General features: G+C 75.6%; 17 protein-coding genes. 16 read left to right on the top strand and 1 reads right to left on the bottom strand.

Annotated features, from left to right (window positions below):
* Nucleotides 1-4: 4 nt before the first annotated feature.
* From NHH00_RS07820 to NHH00_RS07890, 15 genes are all read left to right on the top strand, one after another.
* Complete coding sequence (locus NHH00_RS07820; protein WP_253051269.1) at nucleotides 5-1,867, top strand: [protein-PII] uridylyltransferase; 1,863 nt, start codon at nucleotides 5-7, stop codon at nucleotides 1,865-1,867.
* A 112-nt stretch (nucleotides 1,868-1,979) separates the two neighbouring features.
* On the top strand, nucleotides 1,980-3,590 hold the full coding sequence (ffh, locus tag NHH00_RS07825) for a signal recognition particle protein (protein WP_253051270.1): 1,611 nt from the start codon (nucleotides 1,980-1,982) through the stop codon (nucleotides 3,588-3,590).
* 156 nt (nucleotides 3,591-3,746) lie between these two features.
* A complete protein-coding gene (locus NHH00_RS07830) occupies nucleotides 3,747-4,871 on the top strand; it encodes an amidohydrolase family protein (RefSeq protein WP_253051271.1) in 1,125 nt (374 codons plus the stop codon).
* A 172-nt stretch (nucleotides 4,872-5,043) separates the two neighbouring features.
* Entirely contained in the window at nucleotides 5,044-5,481 is a 438-nt protein-coding gene (rpsP, locus tag NHH00_RS07835) for a 30S ribosomal protein S16 (RefSeq protein ID WP_253051272.1), read from the top strand.
* Nucleotides 5,481-5,720: an RNA-binding protein gene (locus NHH00_RS07840; RefSeq protein ID WP_024840519.1), complete on the top strand. Its 240-nt coding sequence runs from the start codon at nucleotides 5,481-5,483 to the stop codon at nucleotides 5,718-5,720. The genes rpsP and NHH00_RS07840 overlap by 1 nt, the downstream gene beginning before the upstream one ends.
* 141 nt (nucleotides 5,721-5,861) lie before the next feature.
* Nucleotides 5,862-6,455 carry a ribosome maturation factor RimM gene (gene rimM, locus NHH00_RS07845; protein ID WP_253051273.1) on the top strand — a complete coding sequence of 198 codons (594 nt, stop codon included), beginning with the start codon at nucleotides 5,862-5,864 and terminating at the stop codon, nucleotides 6,453-6,455.
* 1 nt (nucleotide 6,456) lies between these two features.
* A complete protein-coding gene (gene trmD / locus NHH00_RS07850) occupies nucleotides 6,457-7,272 on the top strand; it encodes a tRNA (guanosine(37)-N1)-methyltransferase TrmD (RefSeq protein ID WP_253051274.1) in 816 nt (271 codons plus the stop codon).
* A 263-nt stretch (nucleotides 7,273-7,535) separates the two neighbouring features.
* Nucleotides 7,536-7,895: a 50S ribosomal protein L19 gene (gene rplS, locus NHH00_RS07855; RefSeq protein ID WP_253051275.1), complete on the top strand. Its 360-nt coding sequence runs from the start codon at nucleotides 7,536-7,538 to the stop codon at nucleotides 7,893-7,895.
* A gap of 173 nt (nucleotides 7,896-8,068) precedes the next feature.
* The gene (gene lepB, locus NHH00_RS07860) at nucleotides 8,069-8,896 is read left to right on the top strand and encodes a signal peptidase I (protein ID WP_253051276.1); all 828 of its coding nucleotides are present in this window, start codon (nucleotides 8,069-8,071) and stop codon (nucleotides 8,894-8,896) included.
* A 131-nt stretch (nucleotides 8,897-9,027) separates the two neighbouring features.
* Nucleotides 9,028-9,762 (top strand): ribonuclease HII, encoded by a 735-nt coding sequence (locus tag NHH00_RS07865; RefSeq protein ID WP_253051463.1) that lies wholly within the window; start codon nucleotides 9,028-9,030, stop codon nucleotides 9,760-9,762.
* Between the two features lie 37 nt (nucleotides 9,763-9,799).
* Nucleotides 9,800-10,099 carry a DUF2469 domain-containing protein gene (locus tag NHH00_RS07870; RefSeq protein WP_024840525.1) on the top strand — a complete coding sequence of 100 codons (300 nt, stop codon included), beginning with the start codon at nucleotides 9,800-9,802 and terminating at the stop codon, nucleotides 10,097-10,099.
* Nucleotides 10,100-10,213: 114 nt separating this feature from the next.
* A complete protein-coding gene (locus NHH00_RS07875; protein ID WP_253051277.1) occupies nucleotides 10,214-10,573 on the top strand; it encodes a YraN family protein in 360 nt (119 codons plus the stop codon).
* Entirely contained in the window at nucleotides 10,573-12,111 is a 1,539-nt protein-coding gene (locus NHH00_RS07880) for a YifB family Mg chelatase-like AAA ATPase (protein WP_253051278.1), read from the top strand. The genes NHH00_RS07875 and NHH00_RS07880 overlap by 1 nt, the downstream gene beginning before the upstream one ends.
* On the top strand, nucleotides 12,104-13,444 hold the full coding sequence (gene dprA / locus NHH00_RS07885; protein ID WP_253051279.1) for a DNA-processing protein DprA: 1,341 nt from the start codon (nucleotides 12,104-12,106) through the stop codon (nucleotides 13,442-13,444). Before NHH00_RS07880 ends, dprA begins: the two co-directional genes overlap by 8 nt.
* Before the next feature lie 168 nt (nucleotides 13,445-13,612).
* The gene (locus tag NHH00_RS07890) at nucleotides 13,613-14,521 is read left to right on the top strand and encodes a tyrosine recombinase XerC (RefSeq protein WP_253051464.1); all 909 of its coding nucleotides are present in this window, start codon (nucleotides 13,613-13,615) and stop codon (nucleotides 14,519-14,521) included.
* 25 nt (nucleotides 14,522-14,546) lie between these two features.
* Here the strand turns inward: NHH00_RS07890 and NHH00_RS07895 are convergent, their stop codons facing one another.
* Nucleotides 14,547-15,125: a M23 family metallopeptidase gene (locus tag NHH00_RS07895; RefSeq protein WP_253051280.1), complete on the bottom strand. Its 579-nt coding sequence runs from the start codon at nucleotides 15,123-15,125 to the stop codon at nucleotides 14,547-14,549.
* 433 nt (nucleotides 15,126-15,558) lie between these two features.
* Between NHH00_RS07895 and rpsB the strand changes: the two genes are divergently transcribed.
* Nucleotides 15,559-16,542, top strand: a complete 984-nt coding sequence (gene rpsB / locus NHH00_RS07900; RefSeq protein WP_253051281.1) for a 30S ribosomal protein S2 — start codon at nucleotides 15,559-15,561, stop codon at nucleotides 16,540-16,542.
* The last annotated feature ends 58 nt before the right edge of the window (nucleotides 16,543-16,600 follow it).

Genomic DNA, 16,600 nt, shown 5'->3' on the forward strand with positions numbered 1-16,600 from the left:
TCGGATGACCGACCACGCCGACACCCCGACCACGGGCGGGGTCGCAGGGGGATCGGCGGGGCGCCTCGGGCAGCAGCCGGGCGAGCACGACGCGGAGGTCCCGCACCCCGACGGGGTGCGGGACCTCCGCGCGCGGATGCTCGACGTCGCGCGGTCCAGGAGCGGCCCCGGCCGGGGCGGGGTCGCGCGCCGGGCCGCCGTCGTCGACCTCGTGACCTCGTCCCTGCAGGGCCTGTGGCGCGAGGCGACCGACGGCGTCGCGCCGGACGGCATCGCGCTCGCCGCGGTGGGCAGCCTGGGCCGGGGCGACATGGGGCCGGCGAGCGACCTCGACCTCGTCCTGGTCCACGACGGGCGCAGCCACACGGCGGACGACGTCGCCCGCGTCGCCGAGCGCCTGTGGTACCCGCTCTGGGACGCCGGGGTCGACCTCGACCACTCCGTGCGCTCGCTCTCGCAGTGCCGCCAGGTGGCGTCCAAGGACGTGCCCGCGGCCGTCGGCTGGCTCGACGTGCGTGCCGTGGCCGGCGACGCGGTCGTCGTGCACCGGGCGTCGTCCGCCGTCCTCACCGACTGGCGCTCCGCGTCGCGCCGCCGCCTGCCCGACCTGCTCGCGTCCACGCGCGAGCGCGCCGAGCGGTCCGGCGAGCTGGCCTACCTCATCGAGCCCGACCTCAAGGAGTCGCGCGGGGGCATCCGGGACGCCGTCGTGCTCTCGGCACTGGCCGCGACGTGGCTCACGGACCGCCCTCACGGGTCGGTCGACCGCGCGCACGCGCACCTGCTCGACGTACGGGACACCCTGCAGGTCGTCACGGGGCGGCACACGAGCCGGCTCCTGCTGGCCGACCTCGACGAGGTCGCCGCGCTGTCCGGTTTCGACGACCCCGACGAGCTGCTCGCGAGCCTCGCGGCGGCGGGCCGTGAGGTCTCCTACGCGCTCGACACGACGGTCCGGCGCGCCCGCCAGGCGCTCCAGCGGCCGTCGGTCACGCGGCGTCCGGTGCTCGTCCGGGGCCGTCGGACGGCACCCCGCCTGCGGTCCGTCGGCGACGGGCTCGTCGAGCACGACGGCGAGCTCGTGCTCGCCGTGGACGCCCACCCCGCGTCCGACCCGCTCCTGTCCCTGCGCGCCGCCGCCACCGCCGCGCGGACGGGCCTCACGCTCTCGCCGGTCTCCGTCGCGAGCCTCGCCCAGTGCCCGCCCCTGCCCGAGCCGTGGCCGCGTGCCGCGCGCGCCGCGTTCCTCTCCCTCCTCGGGTCGGGGCAGGCCCAGGTGGCCGTGTGGGAGGCGCTCGACCTAGCCGGGGTCGTGACCACGTGGATCCCCGAGTGGGCGGGCGTGCGGAACCGCCCGCAGCGCGCCGCCGTGCACCGGCACACCGTCGACCGGCACCTCGTGGAGGTCGTCGCGCGTGCCGCGCGCGTCCGCAAGGACGTCGAGCGGCCGGAGCTGCTCCTGCTGTCCGCGGTGCTGCACGACATCGGCAAGCGCGCGGGCGCCGTCGACCACTCGGTCGAGGGCGCGCGCCTCGTGCCCGCGATCCTCGGCCGGATGGGGTTCGAGCCGGACGTCGTGTCCGACGTCGAGCGGCTCGTGCGCCACCACCTGACGCTGTCCCGCCTCGCCGTGAGCGAGGACCCCGACGACCCGGCGACGGTGGCCGAGCTCGCCGCCGCCGTCGACCACCGCGCCGACCTGCTCGAGGTGCTGCGGGCGCTCACCGAGGCCGACGCGTCCTCGCTCGGCCCGAGCGCGTGGACCGCCTGGCGTGCTCGCCTCGTCGACGACCTCGTGGGGGAGACGCTCCGGGTGCTGCGGGCTGCGCCGAGAGACGTGCCGGGAGAACCGGACGCCGCCGGGTAGGCTGGTCCCTCGCGGACGGCGCGTCCTCTGCCAGCCCGCGCCCGACCTCGGGCGACGGCGGGCGGGAGCGCCGACGCGGACGAGACTTCCGACGACTGGTGAGGATGACGCGGTGTTCAACACGCTGTCGGACCGACTGACTTCGACCTTCAAGAACCTGCGTGCGAAGGGCCGGCTGTCCGAGGCGGACATCGACGCGACGATCCGGGAGATCCGGCGCGCGCTGCTCGACGCCGACGTGGCGGTCCCCGTCGTGCGCGAGTTCAGCGCGACCGTGCGCGAGCGCGCGCTCTCGGCCGAGGTCTCGGGCGCGCTCAACCCGGCGCAGCAGGTCGTCAAGATCGTCAACGAGGAGCTCGTCGGCATCCTCGGCGGCGAGAGCCGCGGGCTGCGCTTCTCCAAGACGCCTCCGACCGTCATCATGCTCGCGGGCCTCCAGGGTGCGGGAAAGACGACCCTGGCCGGGAAGCTGGCCCTGCACCTGCGCGAGCAGGGGCACACCCCGCTCCTCGTCGCCGCGGACCTCCAGCGCCCGAACGCGGTCACCCAGCTCACCGTCGTCGCGGAGCGCGCCGGGGTCCCGGTGTTCGCCCCGCACCCGGGCAACCAGAGCGGGGTGGAGGTCGACGACGTCATCGGCGACCCCGTCGCCGTCGCGCGCGAGGGCGTCGAGACGGCCCGCCAGCGTCAGCACGACGTCGTCATCGTCGACACCGCAGGCCGCCTCGGCCTGGACGCGGTCCTCATGCAGCAGGCGTCGGACATCCGCGACGCCGTGCAGCCCGACGAGGTCCTGTTCGTCATCGACGCGATGATCGGTCAGGACGCCGTCGCGACCGCGAAGGCGTTCGAGGAGGGCGTCGACTTCACGGGCGTCGTGCTCACCAAGCTCGACGGCGACGCGCGCGGCGGTGCCGCGCTGTCCGTGCGAGGCGTCACCGGGCGCCCGATCCTCTTCGCCTCGACGGGCGAGAAGCTCACCGACTTCGAGGCGTTCCACCCGGACCGCATGGCGTCGCGCATCCTCGACATGGGCGACGTCCTCACGCTCATCGAGCAGGCCGAGAAGGCGTTCGACGCCGAGCAGGCCGCGAAGATGGCGGAGAAGGTCGCCACGGGGCAGGACTTCACGCTCGCGGACTTCCTGGTGCAGATGCAGCAGATGAAGAACATGGGCTCGATGAAGAAGATGCTCGGGATGCTCCCGGGCATGGGCCAGATGCGCGAGGCGCTCGACAACTTCGACGAGCGCGAGGTCGACCGCATCGAGGCGATCATCCGCTCGATGACCCCCGCGGAGCGCGACAACCCGAAGATCATCAACGGGTCGCGCCGCGCGCGCATCGCGCGCGGGTCCGGCGTGACGACCAGCGACGTCAACCAGCTCCTCGAGCGGTTCGCCGGGGCGCAGAAGATGATGCGGCAGATGAGCCGGGGCGGCGGCATGCCGGGGATGCCCGGCATGGGCAACCTGCCGGGCATGGGCGGCAAGAAGGCGCGCGGGCGCCAGGCGCCGCAGCGCAAGGTCAAGGGTAAGTCGGGCAACCCGGCGAAGCGCGCCGCGCAGGAGCGCGCGGCCGCCGCCCGCGCGGCGGGGGAGACCCCCGGACCGTCCGCGCCCGCCGGGTCGGCGTTCGGCGTCGGCAGCCCCGCCGAGCCGGCCCGGACGACGCCCGACGACCTCCAGCTCCCGCCCGGGTTCGAGAAGCTGCTCGGCCGCTGACCGACCACCGCCCTCGGGCGCCGCGTCGTGCCCCGGGTGCGTCCCGCAGCCGCCTGGTCGCCAGGTGGCGCTAGGTTATGTCCGTGGCACCCTCCGATGCCGCCCCGTGCCCGCGAACCGGGCCGACCGTCCTGACCGTCCTCACCCAGGAGCCGCATGTCCGCGCTGGAAGGCCCCACGCTGCACGTCCGCGGCCACGTCATCGTCGGCGACGACCGCGAGGTGGGCGACCTGTGGGTCAAGGACGGGCGGATCAGCCTCACGCGGCCGTCCGCCCAGGGCACCAACATGGTGGAGCTCGAGGGCTGGGCCCTGCCCGGCCTCGTCGACGTGCACTGCCACGTCGGCCTGGGTGCGCAGGGCGCGGTCGACGCGGCGACGGCCCAGGACCAAGCCGTCACGGACCGCGACAGCGGCGTCCTCCTCGTGCGCGACGCCGGCTCGCCGCTCGACACGCGGTGGGTCCACGGGCGGCGCGACCTGCCGCGGCTCGTGCGGGCCGGTCGGCACCTCGCGCGTCCCAAGCGCTACCTGCGGCACTACGGGCTCGAGCTCGACGACGTCGCGCAGCTCCCCGAGGCCGTCCGCCGCGAGGCGCGCCAGGGCGACGGCTGGGTGAAGATCGTCGGTGACTGGATCGACCGCGACCTCGGGTCCGAGGGCGACCTGCGACCGCTGTGGCCCGACGACGTCCTCGCGGAGGCCGTCGCGGCCGCGCACGCCGAGGCCGCGCGCGTCACCGTGCACGCGTTCTCCGAGGAGGTGATCCCGTCGCTGCTCGCCGCCGGCGTCGACGGGATCGAGCACGGCACGGGGATCGACCCGGACCTGATGTACGAGATCTCCGAGCGGGGGATCGCCGTCACGCCGACGCTGCTGCAGGTCGGGCAGTTCGAGGCGATCGCCCGGCAGGCCGACGGGAAGTACCCGGTGTTCGCGGCGCGCATGCGACGGCTCCACGAGCGACGGTACGAGCAGGCCCGGGCGCTGTACGAGGCGGGCATCCAGATCCTCGTGGGGACCGACGCGGGCGGGACGATCGGGCACGGCCGCCTCGCGGACGAGTGCGCCGAGCTCGTGGCCGCCGGCATCCCCGACGCGGCGGTCGTCGCGGCGGCGAGCTGGCAGGGCCGGGAGTACCTCGGCTACACGTCGCTCGTCGAGGGCGCGTCGGCGGACTTCGTCGTGTACCCGCAGGACCCGCGCGAGGACGTCGGCGTCCTGCGCGCCCCGACCGCCGTCGTGCTTCGCGGTGAGATCGTCGCCCCGCACGCCGGCTGAGAGGTTCGCGCGCAGGTTGGTCCCGGCCGGTCCGGTCTGGCACAATGTCCCGGTACTCGGCGTGCCCCGGCCCCTCTCTCCGGCGCGTGCCGTGTCCTGAACCCCTTCCTCGTCCTGTCCCCACGGGACGGGTCCGGGTTCGCCCGAACCAGAACCAGGAGAGACCACCACTGTGGCCGTCAAGATTCGTCTGAAGCGTCTCGGCAAGATCCGTGCGCCGTACTACCGTGTCGTCGTCGCGGACTCGCGCACCAAGCGCGACGGTCGCGTGATCGAGGAGATCGGCAAGTACCACCCGACCGAGGAGCCCTCGTTCATCGAGATCACCTCGGACCGCGCCCAGTACTGGCTCGGCGTCGGCGCGCAGCCGACCGAGCAGGTGCTCGCGCTCCTCAAGATCACGGGCGACTGGCAGAAGTTCAAGGGCCTGCCCGGGGCCGAGGGCACGCTCAAGGTCAAGGGCGAGAAGGTCGACCCGGCCGCCGCGATCGAGGCCGCCGCCGCCGACGCGGAGAAGGTCAAGGCCAAGGCCGCCGAGAAGAAGGCCGAGGCTCCGGCCGAGGAGCCCGCCGACGCGGCCGACGAGGCCGCTGCCGACGAGCAGGCCTGATGATCGCCGAGGCGCTCGAGCACCTCGTGCGCGGCATCGTGGACAACCCGGACGACGTCCGGGTGAACGCGAAGACGCTGCGTCGCGGTGACCTGCTCGAGGTCCGGGTGCACCCGGACGACCTCGGCCGCGTGATCGGTCGTGGCGGGCGCACCGCCCGTGCCCTGCGCACGGTGATCGGCGCGCTCGCGACCGACGGGCCGGTCCGCGTCGACGTCGTGGACGTCGACCGCCGCTGAGGCCCGCACCATCGTGCCCCGTGAGGGGCCACGGGCTAGGCCCGGCCCGCCGATCGGCGGGCCGGGCCTTCCTGTACCCGCTGCGAGACCCGGTGCCGACCCGGCACCACCCCGACCAGGACCACCGGAGGAGTGACGACCATGGAGCTGACCGTCGCGCGCGTCGGCAAGGCGCACGGACTGCGTGGCGAGGTCGTGCTCGACCTGCGCACCGACGAGCCCGAGGAGCGCCTCGCGGTGGGCGAGCGCCTGGAGACGCGTCCCGCTGCGACGGGCCCGCTGACCGTGGCGACCGTGCGGGTGCACCAGGGACGCTGGCTCGTCGGGTTCGAGGGGGTCCGCGACCGCACGGCCGCGGAAGCCCTCCGCGGCGTCGAGCTCGTCGTCGAGGTCGAGGCGTCCGACGAGGAGGACGCGTGGTACCCGCACGAGCTCGTCGGGCTCCGCGCGGAGGACCTAGACGGCCGGACGCTCGGACGCATCGACGGCCTCGAGCACCTGCCCGCGCACGACGTCCTCGTGCTCCGCGAGACGGGAGGGGCCCGCACGCTCGTCCCGTTCGTCCGGCAGATCGTCCCGCTCGTCGACGTGGCGGGCGGGCGGGTCGTGCTCGACCCGCCGGGTGGGCTGCTCGCGTCGGACGCGGACCGGCTCGAGGTCGCGGCGCCGGACGGCGCCGACACGTCGGGCTCCACCGCGAGCGAGACCGACGACCAGCACGACGGCGAGGCCTGACGTGCGGATCGACGTCGTCACGATCTTCCCCGGCTACCTCGCCGCGCTCGACCTGTCGCTCGTCGGCAAGGCGCGCGCCGCGGGGATCCTCGACCTGCGCGTGCACGACCTGCGGGACTGGACGACCGACCGGCACCGCACCGTCGACGACACGCCGTTCGGCGGCGGAGCGGGCATGGTCATGCGGCCCGACGTGTGGGGCCGCGCGATCGACGACGTGGCGGGCCTCTCGGCGGGGACGCCGGACGCGGCGGGCGCGGTGCACCTGGTCGTGCCGACGCCGTCGGGCGAGACCTTCACGCAGCGCACGGCGGAGGCGCTCGCGACCGAGGAGCACCTCGTCGTCGCCTGCGGACGCTACGAGGGGATCGACGCGCGCGTCGCCGAGCACTACCGGTCGGCCGGGATGCGGGTCAGCGAGCTGTCGATCGGCGACTACGTCCTCAACGGGGGAGAGGTCGCCGCGCTCGTCATGGTCGAGGCGGTCGGGCGGCTGCTGCCGGGCGTCGTGGGCAACCCCGAGTCGCTGGTCGAGGAGTCGCACGGCGCCGCGGGCCTGCTCGAGTACCCCGTGTACACGAAGCCGCCCGCCTGGGGCGACCTCGAGGTGCCCGACGTGCTCCTGTCGGGTCATCACGCGCGAATCCATCGCTGGCGCCGCGACCAGGCCCTGCGCCGGACCGCCGCGCGACGGCCGGACATGGTGCGTGCGCTGGCCGTCGACGGGCTCGACCGGCACGACCTGGAGGTCCTCGCGGAGGTGGGGTGGGCCGTCGTCGACGGTCGCCTCGTGCCCGCCGCGCACGGCGCTCCCTGAGGTCGCGTCGACCCCGCGAGACGCCGGCTGCCGGCAGACCCTCCGGGTGTGGCAGAATGGTCGATCGGTGTGTGCCGCCCCGGAACCTCTGCCACAGGGGAGCCCGCGCCCGGATCCTCGGGCGGACTGGCACGACGGACGACGACCGCGAGGTGGTCGACCGTCCACGCGCAGCACGGCACACCCCAACCGACAGACGACGACGGCCCGGCGCGCCCGGGCCACGAGCACGCGTCCGACCTGTGGCGGACGAGGAGAAGCACATGCACACGCTGGACAGCGTCGACGCAGCATCGCTGCGCAGCGACGTCCCGGAGTTCCGCCCCGGCGACACGCTCAAGGTCAACGTCAAGGTCGTCGAGGGCACCCGCTCCCGCGTCCAGGCGTTCCAGGGCGTCGTGATCGCCCGTCAGGGCAGCGGGATCCGTGAGACGTTCACGGTCCGCAAGATCAGCTTCGGCGTGGGTGTCGAGCGCACGTTCCCCGTGCACTCGCCGTCCATCGACTCGGTCGAGGTCGTGACGCGCGGTGACGTGCGCCGCGCCAAGCTGTACTACCTGCGCGCGCTCCGCGGCAAGAAGGCGAAGATCAAGGAGAAGCGCGACACCGCGCCTGCTCGCTGATCGGCTGCCGGCGGGCCGTCGACGGACCGTCGACAGACGGCCGACACGCGCTGCCGCTCCGCTCGTCCGACGGCGGCCGTCCCCTCGGGACGGCCGCCGTCGTCGTCCCCGGACCCGCGGTCCGAGGGCCGGTCCGTTTCTCGGAAGTCGCCGGAAGGTGGCATTGTGAACGCGTGACCGACAGCGCCCCGCCCCGCGGCCCGCAGCCCGACGCCGGCACCGAGCGCGCGGCGCTCGGTCCCGAGGACGACGGGGCGGGCCCGCACGGCCAGCACCTCGCCGCCGACGGGGCGGGCGGCTCGTCGCGCGGCTCGCGCGAGCGCCCGGCCCGGAAGTCGTCGTTGCTGCGCGAGACGGCCATCATCGTGGTCAGCGCGCTCGTGCTGTCGCTGCTCATCAAGACGTTCCTCGTGCAGGCGTTCTTCATCCCGAGCGCGTCCATGGAGGACACGCTGGTCGAGGGCGACCGGGTGATGGTGTCCCGGCTCGTGCCGGGGGCGTTCGACGTGCACCGCGGAGACATCGTGGTGTTCAAGGACCCGGGCGGGTGGCTGCCGCCGCCGGTGCCGCAGGCCGAGAGCCCGGTGTCGGAGGCGCTGCGCGCGGCGCTGACCTTCGTCGGCCTGCTGCCGCAGGACACGGGCGAGCACCTCATCAAGCGGGTGATCGGCACGCCGGGCGACCACGTGGTGTGCTGCGACGCGGAGGGGCGCGTGAGCGTCAACGGCGTCTCGATCGACGAGACGTACATCAAGCCCGGCTCGATCCCCAGCCAGGACCCGTTCGACCGGACCGTGCCCGAGGACATGCTGTTCGTCATGGGCGACAACCGGCAGAACTCGGCGGACTCGCGCTACAACACGGGCAAGCCCGGCGGCGGGTTCGTGCCGATGGGCAACGTGGTCGGGACGGCGTTCGTCAAGGTCTGGCCGCTCTCCCACCTCGGCCTGCTGCGCAACCCCGGTGACGTGTTCGCCGACGTGCCCGAGGTGGAGCCGTGACGCTCGACGCCGTCGCGCCTCCCGCCGTTCCCGCGCTCGCCGAGGCGCCCGTCGCTCCGCCGCCGGCGGCACCCTCGCGCGGTCGCCGCGCGTCCGCGCGGCGTCGTCCGGACCTGCGCCAGGAGCGCGCGATGCTGCGCGACGGCGCCCGGCTCGTCGCAGGCATGGACGAGGTCGGCCGCGGCGCGCTCGCGGGCCCGGTCTCGGTGGGCGTCGTGGTCGTCGACCTCACCACGAAGCCGTGCCCGCCCGGTCTCACCGACTCCAAGCTCCTCACCGCGGCCGCGCGCGAGGCCCTCGTGCCGCTCGCGCGCTCGTGGTCGGTCGCGTGGGCCGTGGGCCACGCGGGTCCGGCCGAGATCGACGCGCACGGCATCGTCGGTGCGTTGCGCCTCGCGGGCCGCCGCGCGCTCGCCCAGGTGCGCCGCACGGTCGGCGACGTCGACGCGGTCCTCCTGGACGGCAAGCACGACTGGCTCAGCCGCCCCTCGGCGGTCGACCTCTTCGAGGCGTTCGACCTCGACCCGCACGACGACGAGCGGATCGTCGACCCGCGCGTGCGCACGCTGGTCAAGGCCGACCTCCAGTGCGCCTCCGTCGCCGCGGCGAGCGTGCTCGCGAAGACCGAGCGCGACGGTCTCATGACCAGCCTCGCGCGGCAGTACCCGGCCTTCGGGTGGGACCAGAACAAGGGCTACGGCGCGGCGGCCCACGTCGAGGCTCTGCGCGAGCACGGCCCGACGCCGCAGCACCGCCGGTCCTGGCGCCTGCCCGAGCGCGGGGACGAGGGTCTCGGCGCCCCCGCGTACGGCGAGCCCGTGGACGTCCTCGAGCTCGACCCCGACGCCGGGCTGCCCACGAGCTGAGGCGGGCGCGGAGCGCTCGATGGTCCATGATGGAGGCGTGAGCGCCGAAGACCTCGAGAACTACGAGACCGAGATGGAGCTCGCGCTGTACCGCGAGTACCGCGACGTGGTGGGCCTCTTCTCGTACGTGGTGGAGACCGAACGCCGCTTCTACCTGGCGAACCAGGTGGACCTCCAGGTGCGTTCCGCCGCGGGCGAGGTGTACTTCGAGCTGCGGCTCGCCGACGCGTGGGTGTGGGACGTGTACCGGTCGGCGCGGTTCGTGAAGTCGGTCCGGGTGGTGACCTTCAAGGACGTCAACGTCGAGGAGCTCGCGAAGGCTGAGCTCCAGCTCTGACCACGGTCGTGGCCGTCCACACGGCCGCTTCCCGAGGGTCCCGTCCACAGGCGGTCGCGAGTCGCTGGCGCCGCGTCCTCCCCGTCGCCCACGGTGGGCGGCGGAGGTGAGCCCATGGGAGCGAAGGACGCCGTCGGGCGGTACGGGGAGAGGGTGGCCGCGGCCCACCTGGTCGAGGCCGGCTGGACCGTGCTCGACCGCAACTGGCGCGGGACGCGCGGCGAGCTCGACGTCGTCGCGCTGGACGGGGACGTGCTGGTCGCCGTCGAGGTGAAGACGCGTCGCGGCACCGGGTTCGGGCACCCTGCCCAGGCCGTGACGCCCGCGAAGCTCGGTCGCCTGCGCCGGCTCACGGGGGAGTGGCTCGCGACCCACGACGTGCGCGCACGGTCGGTCCGCATCGACGTCGTCGCCGTGCTCGTGGCGCGCGCGGGCGCGGCGCAGGTGGAGCACCTCGTCGGGGTGAGCGCCTGATGGGCCTGGGGACGACCCGCGCCGTCGCGCTCGTCGGGCTGTCGGGCCACGTCGTCGAGGTGCAGGCGCACCTGGCTGCCTCGGTGCCCGGCTTCGTGCTCGTCGGGCTGCCGGACGCGGCGCTCAGCGAGTCGCGGGACCGCGTGCGTGCGGCGGTCACCTCGTCGGGCATCCCGTGGCCCCAGCGCAAGGTCACGATCAACCTCTCGCCCGCGGCGCTCCCCAAGTCCGGCACGGGTTTCGACCTCGCGATCGCGGTCGCGCTGCTCGCGGGCGCCCAGGTCGTCCCGGCGCGCGCCGTGGAGGACGTCGTGCACCTCGGGGAGCTCGGCCTGGACGGCCGCCTGCAGCCCGTGCGCGGCGTCCTGCCCGCGGTGGCCGCGGCCGTCGCCGCCGGGTTCCCCGACGTCGTCGTGCCCGCGGCGGACGCCGAGGAGGCCCGGCTGGTGCCGGGAGCGCACGTCGTGGGGGCCACGACCCTCGCCGACGTCGCCCGGTTCCACGGGGCGTCGCTCGACGACCCGGGCGGTGCCGTGCCACCGGTCGTGGTGCCCCGTCCGGCCGCCGCGCGGCCGCAGCCGGGCGACCTCGCGGACGTCGTCGGGCAGCACGAGGCTCGGCACGCGCTCGAGGTCGCCGCGGCGGGCGGGCACCACCTGCTGCTGGTCGGTGCGCCGGGCGCGGGCAAGACGATGCTCGCGTCACGGCTGCCCGGGATCCTGCCCGACCTCACGGAGGGAGAGGCCGTCGAGGTGACCGCCGTCCACTCGGTGGCCGGGGTGTTCGACCCGGGCTCCGGGCTCGTCCGCCGCCCGCCGTACGAGGACCCCCACCACACGGCCACCCCGGCGGCGATCGTCGGGGGCGGCAGCGGCCTGCCTCGGCCCGGTGCCGCGTCGCGCGCGCACCGCGGGGTCCTCTTCCTGGACGAGGCACCGGAGTTCGGGGCGCGCGTGCTGCAGACCCTGCGGCAGCCGCTCGAGCACGGCGAGCTCGTGATCCACCGGGCCGGGGGGACGGCGCGCTACCCCGCGCGCTTCCAGCTCGTCCTGGCGGCGAACCCGTGCCCGTGCGGCAAGGGCGTCGGGAAGGGGCTCGAGTGCACGTGCTCGCCCGTCGCGCAGCGCCGCTACTTCGGCCGGCTGTCCGGTCCGCTGCTCGACCGGGTCGACGTCCAGGTCGAGGTCCGACCCGTCACCCGGGTCGAGCGCGCGGACGCCGGGCGGCCGGAGCCGAGCGCGGCGGTCGCACGACGGGTCGCCGCCGCCCGGGAGACGGCGTCAGCGCGCCTGGCCGGGACGCCGTGGCGGACGAACGCCGAGGTGCCCGGCACGTGGCTGCGCGACCGGCTGGGGCCCGACCCCGGCCTGCTGACGGACGTCGACGCCGCGCTCGACCGCGGCACGCTGAGCCTGCGCGGCGCGGACCGTGTGCTGCGCCTCGCCTGGACGGTCGCCGACCTCGCCGGGCACGCCGCACCCACGCGCGCCGACGTCGGGGCCGGGCTCGCGCTCCGGACGCGGGGCTACCGTGGCTGAGCGCCGGGCCGCCCCGACGGCTCCCGTGCGGCCGGTCTTCGACGTCGCCGACGACCGGCTCGCGCGGGCGGCGTGGTCGCGCCTGGCGGAGCCCGGGGACGAGGTCGCGGTCGCGCTCGTCGAGCAGCTCGGCGCCCCGGGCGCGCTGGCCTGGCTCGTCGAGGCGGTGAACGACCCGGCGCAGGCCCGCCGCGAGCTCGTCCGGCTCGCGGAGGTCGCCGACGACGGCGGGTCGGGGCTGGGGCCGCTGCTCGGAGGGGCCGGGCCGGGCACTGCGGCAGCCGGCGACGACCGGCCCGCGCCCGGTCGCGACCCGCGGAGCGGGCCCGTCGCGCGGCTCCTGCGCGCCGTCGCGCGCTGGGCACCGCGGCTGGAGGGCCTCGACCCACGCCGCGAGCTCCACGTGCTCGACCGGCTCGACGGCTCCCTCGTCGTCCCGGGCGACCCGGGCTGGCCGACGCCCCTCGACGACCTGGGTCCGGGCCGTCCGCTCGCGCTCTGGGTCCGTGGCTCGGACGGCCTGGCGGCGCTGGCGGCGCGATCCGTCGCGGTCGTCGGGGCACGCGCGTGCACGGACTACGGGCGCCACGTGACCGGGGAGATCGCGTCCGGTCTCGCGGCGCGCGGGTTCACGGTCGTCTCGGGCGGTGCCTACGGCATCGACGCCGCGGCCCACCGCGCGGCGCTCGTGTCCGGCGGCCCGACGGTCGCGTTCCTCGCGGGCGGGGTGGACCGGCTGTACCCCGTCGGCAACACGGAGCTCCTCCGGGCCGTCGTCGGGACCGGGGGTGCCGTCGTGTCGGAGGTGCCGCCGGGATCCGTGCCCAGCCGGGTCCGCTTCCTGCTGCGCAACCGGCTCATCGCGGCGTTCGCGGGCGCGACCGTGGTCGTGGAGGCGGCCTGGCGCTCGGGATCGCTCAGCACGGCGGTCCGGGCCGCCGAGCTCTCGCGGCCCGTCGGCGCCGTCCCTGGACCCGTGACCTCGATGGCGTCGACCGGCTGCCACCGGCTCCTGCGCGACGGTGCCGCCGTGTGCGTCACCGACGCCGACGAGGTGGCGGAGCTGGCCGGAGCGCTGGCACGGGACGCGGCGCCGGGAGCACCGGCCGCGGGGACGCGCAGGGCGCCCCGCGACGCCGTGTACGACGGGCTCGACGCCGTCGAGACCCGGACGTGGGACGCCCTGCCGCTGCGGTCAGGGGTGCCGACGGACGCCGTCGCGCGGTCGGCGGGGCTCGCCGTCCCCGAGACCGTCGGTGCCCTCGGCCGGCTCGAGATCCGCGGCCTGGCCGAGCGGACGTCCGGCGGGTGGCGGCGCGTGCGCGCGAGCTGACCCCGGAGAGCACACCGGACGGCGCGTCTCCGGAAGGGCACCCGGACGGAGCGCCTCCGCGAGGCGCGCAGGCGCACGCGCCAGACTGGTCGCGTGACCCCGTCCGACCTCCCCGACGACCCGGCGGCCGAGCAGGGCGCCGACCGGGCGCCCGCGTCGGCCGACGCGCTGCCGGCGGCCCTGCGCGCGGCGCTCGCAGACTTCGCCGTGCACCTCGAGCTCGCCCAGGGCTCGTCCGCGCACACGGTGCGCGCGTACAAGGGCGACGTCGAGGCGCTGCTGGGTCATGCGGCACGCCACGGCGCGGCGTCGCCGAGCGACGTCGACCTCGCCGCCCTGCGCGCATGGCTGACGGAGCAGTCGGAACGCGGGCTCGCCCGCGCGACGCTCGCGCGCCGGGGCGCCGCCGCGCGGGCGTTCTTCGACTGGGCGCGGCGGACCGGTCGCGTCGCGGCGGACCCGGCGGCACGGCTCGCGAGCCCGCGCGTCCCGCGCACCCTGCCGACCGTGCTCACGGCCGACGCGGCCGGTCGCATGCTCGACTGCGCGCGGGAGGCGGCCGCGTCGGGCGAGCCGGCCCGGCTGCGCGAGTGGGCCGCCGCGGAGCTCCTCTACGGGGCCGGCATCCGCGTGGGCGAGCTCGCGGGGATCGACGTGGACGACGTGGACCTGTCGCAGCGAGTCGTCCGGGTGCTCGGCAAGGGCGACAAGGAGCGCGTCGTCCCGTTCGGCGTCCCGGCGGCGCGGGCCGTGACCCGCTGGCTGGACGCGGGTCGGCCGGCGCTCGTGACGGAGCGGTCGGGTGCGGCGCTCCTCGTCGGGGACCGGGGCGGTCGGTGGGGGCAGCGACAGGTGCGCGACGCGGTGCACCGGCTCGCGCAGGCGGCCGGGGTCGACGACGTCGCTCCGCACGACCTGCGGCACAGCGCCGCGACGCACCTCCTCGCGGGCGGCTCGGACCTGCGCAGCGTCCAGGAGATCCTCGGGCACTCCTCGCTCGCGACGACGCAGCGCTACACCCACGTGACGGCCGAGCGGCTCCGCAGCTCGTTCGAGCAGGCCTTCCCGCGCGCCTGAGGCTCCGGGCGCGCAGGTCTTCCGGTCACGGCTCCCCGAGCGGGAGGAGCACGATCGGCGGCCGCTCGCCGAGCAGCGCGAGCGGGTCGACGTAGCGCTCGCCCCGCCGCACGCCCCAGTGCACGCAGGTGGCCGCGCAGTGGCTCGCGATGGCCCCGCCGCCTCCCGGTCCTTGCACGGTCCCGAGGACGCTCCCTGCGGCGACGCGCGTCCCCCGCGGTGCCACGGCGGTGACCGGCTCGAGCGACGTGCGCAGGCCGTCGTCGTGCGTGACGACCACCACGTCGCGGCCCGCGACCGGGCCGGCGAACGTGACGACCCCGGGTGCGGGGGCGAGGACGGTCTCCCCGGCGGCGGCGGCGAGGTCGACGCCCCGGTGGCCGGGCAGCCAGTCGTGCGGCGGAGGGTCGAACGGCGCGAGCACGCCGAGCGCGCCCGGAGCGCGGTCGAGCGGCGGCACCCACCCGGGGGAGGGGGCGGAGGCGGCGACCAGGAGCCCGCCCGGCGCCGCGGTCGCCCCCGGGACCAGGACGAGCAGGAGCGCGGTCAGCGCGAGGGCGACCGCACGTCGTCGGACGGTCGCAGGGGTACGGTCGAGAGCCATCGCGCCAGGGTGCCCGACGCGGGCCGTGGCCGGGCGGCGGGAGCCGGCGGCCTGTGGACGGCGGGTCGCGACGGCGCCCGGGACCGGCGGCTGTGGTCGGCCCTGCCGTCGGGTAGACTTGCCGCTGCGACCGGCGCGTTCGCCGTGCCCGGCCCGAGGTGATCACCTCGGCCGAGGACGGAGCCGGTCGACTTCGCGCGTCACGTCCTCGCCCATCCTCCCGGCCCCGCCGGACCGGGCGGGGCCGCGTCCGGCGTCGGTCCTGCCCGCACCTGCTCGAACGGTGCGTTGCAGGCGTCGGCACGGGTGACGCCAGGGGTGCGACTACCAGGGTCGTCACCGACAACCGCACCGCGGTCCGTCCCACGGGAGGGGCCGCCAGAAGCGTGCGCGCACCGGGTGGATCCCGGGCCGCACGGCGAAAGGACGTGTCATGGCCGTCGTGACCATGCGCCAGCTCCTCGAGAGCGGTGTCCACTTCGGACACCAGACCCGCCGTTGGAACCCGAAGATGAAGCGCTTCATCTTCACGGAGCGCAACGGCATCTACATCGTCGACCTCCAGCAGTCGCTGTCGTACATCGACCGCGCGTACGAGTTCGTCAAGGAGACCGTCGCGCACGGCGGCTCCATCCTCTTCGTCGGCACCAAGAAGCAGGCCCAGGAGCCCGTGGCCGAGCAGGCCGCGCGCGTCGGGATGCCCTACGTGAACCACCGCTGGCTCGGCGGCATGCTCACCAACTTCACCACGGTGCACAAGCGTCTCCAGCGCCTCAAGGAGCTCGAGGAGATCGACTTCGACGACGTCGCCGGCTCGTCGCTCACCAAGAAGGAGCTCCTCGTCCTGCGTCGCGAGAAGGACAAGCTCGCCCGCACGCTCGGCGGCATCCGCGACATGGCGAAGGTCCCCTCCGCCGTGTGGATCGTCGACACGAACAAGGAGCACCTCGCGGTCGACGAGGCGCGCAAGCTCCACATCCCGATCGTCGCGATCCTGGACACCAACTGCGACCCCGACGTCGTGGACTACAAGATCCCGGGCAACGACGACGCGATCCGCTCCGTGACGCTGCTCACGCGCGTCATCGCGGACGCGGTCGCCGAGGGTCTGCTCCAGCGCCACTCCGGCCGTTCCGGTGCCGAGGCCGAGGCGGGCGCCGAGGCCGAGCCGCTGGCCGAGTGGGAGCGCGAGCTCCTCGCCGGTGCCGAGAAGCAGCTCGCGGCCGACGAGACCGCCGCCGAGGCGAACGTCGAGGCCGCCGCGGCCGAGGAGGTCGCCGAGGCCGCTGCCGAGGTCGCCGCCGAGGAGCCGGGCGACGCCGCTGCCGAGGTCGTGGCCGAGGCTGCTGCCGAGGTCGCCGCCGTCGCCGACGCGGAGGCCGTGGTCGCCGACGCCGAGGCCGACGAGACCAAGTGACGTCCCGGGGTGCGCGGCGGTCGCCCGCCGCGCACCCCGTGCCGTCCCACCGGCGCAC

It is taken from the genome of Cellulosimicrobium cellulans (genome assembly GCF_024124905.1).
Lineage (GTDB): Bacteria > Actinomycetota > Actinomycetes > Actinomycetales > Cellulomonadaceae > Cellulosimicrobium > Cellulosimicrobium cellulans_G.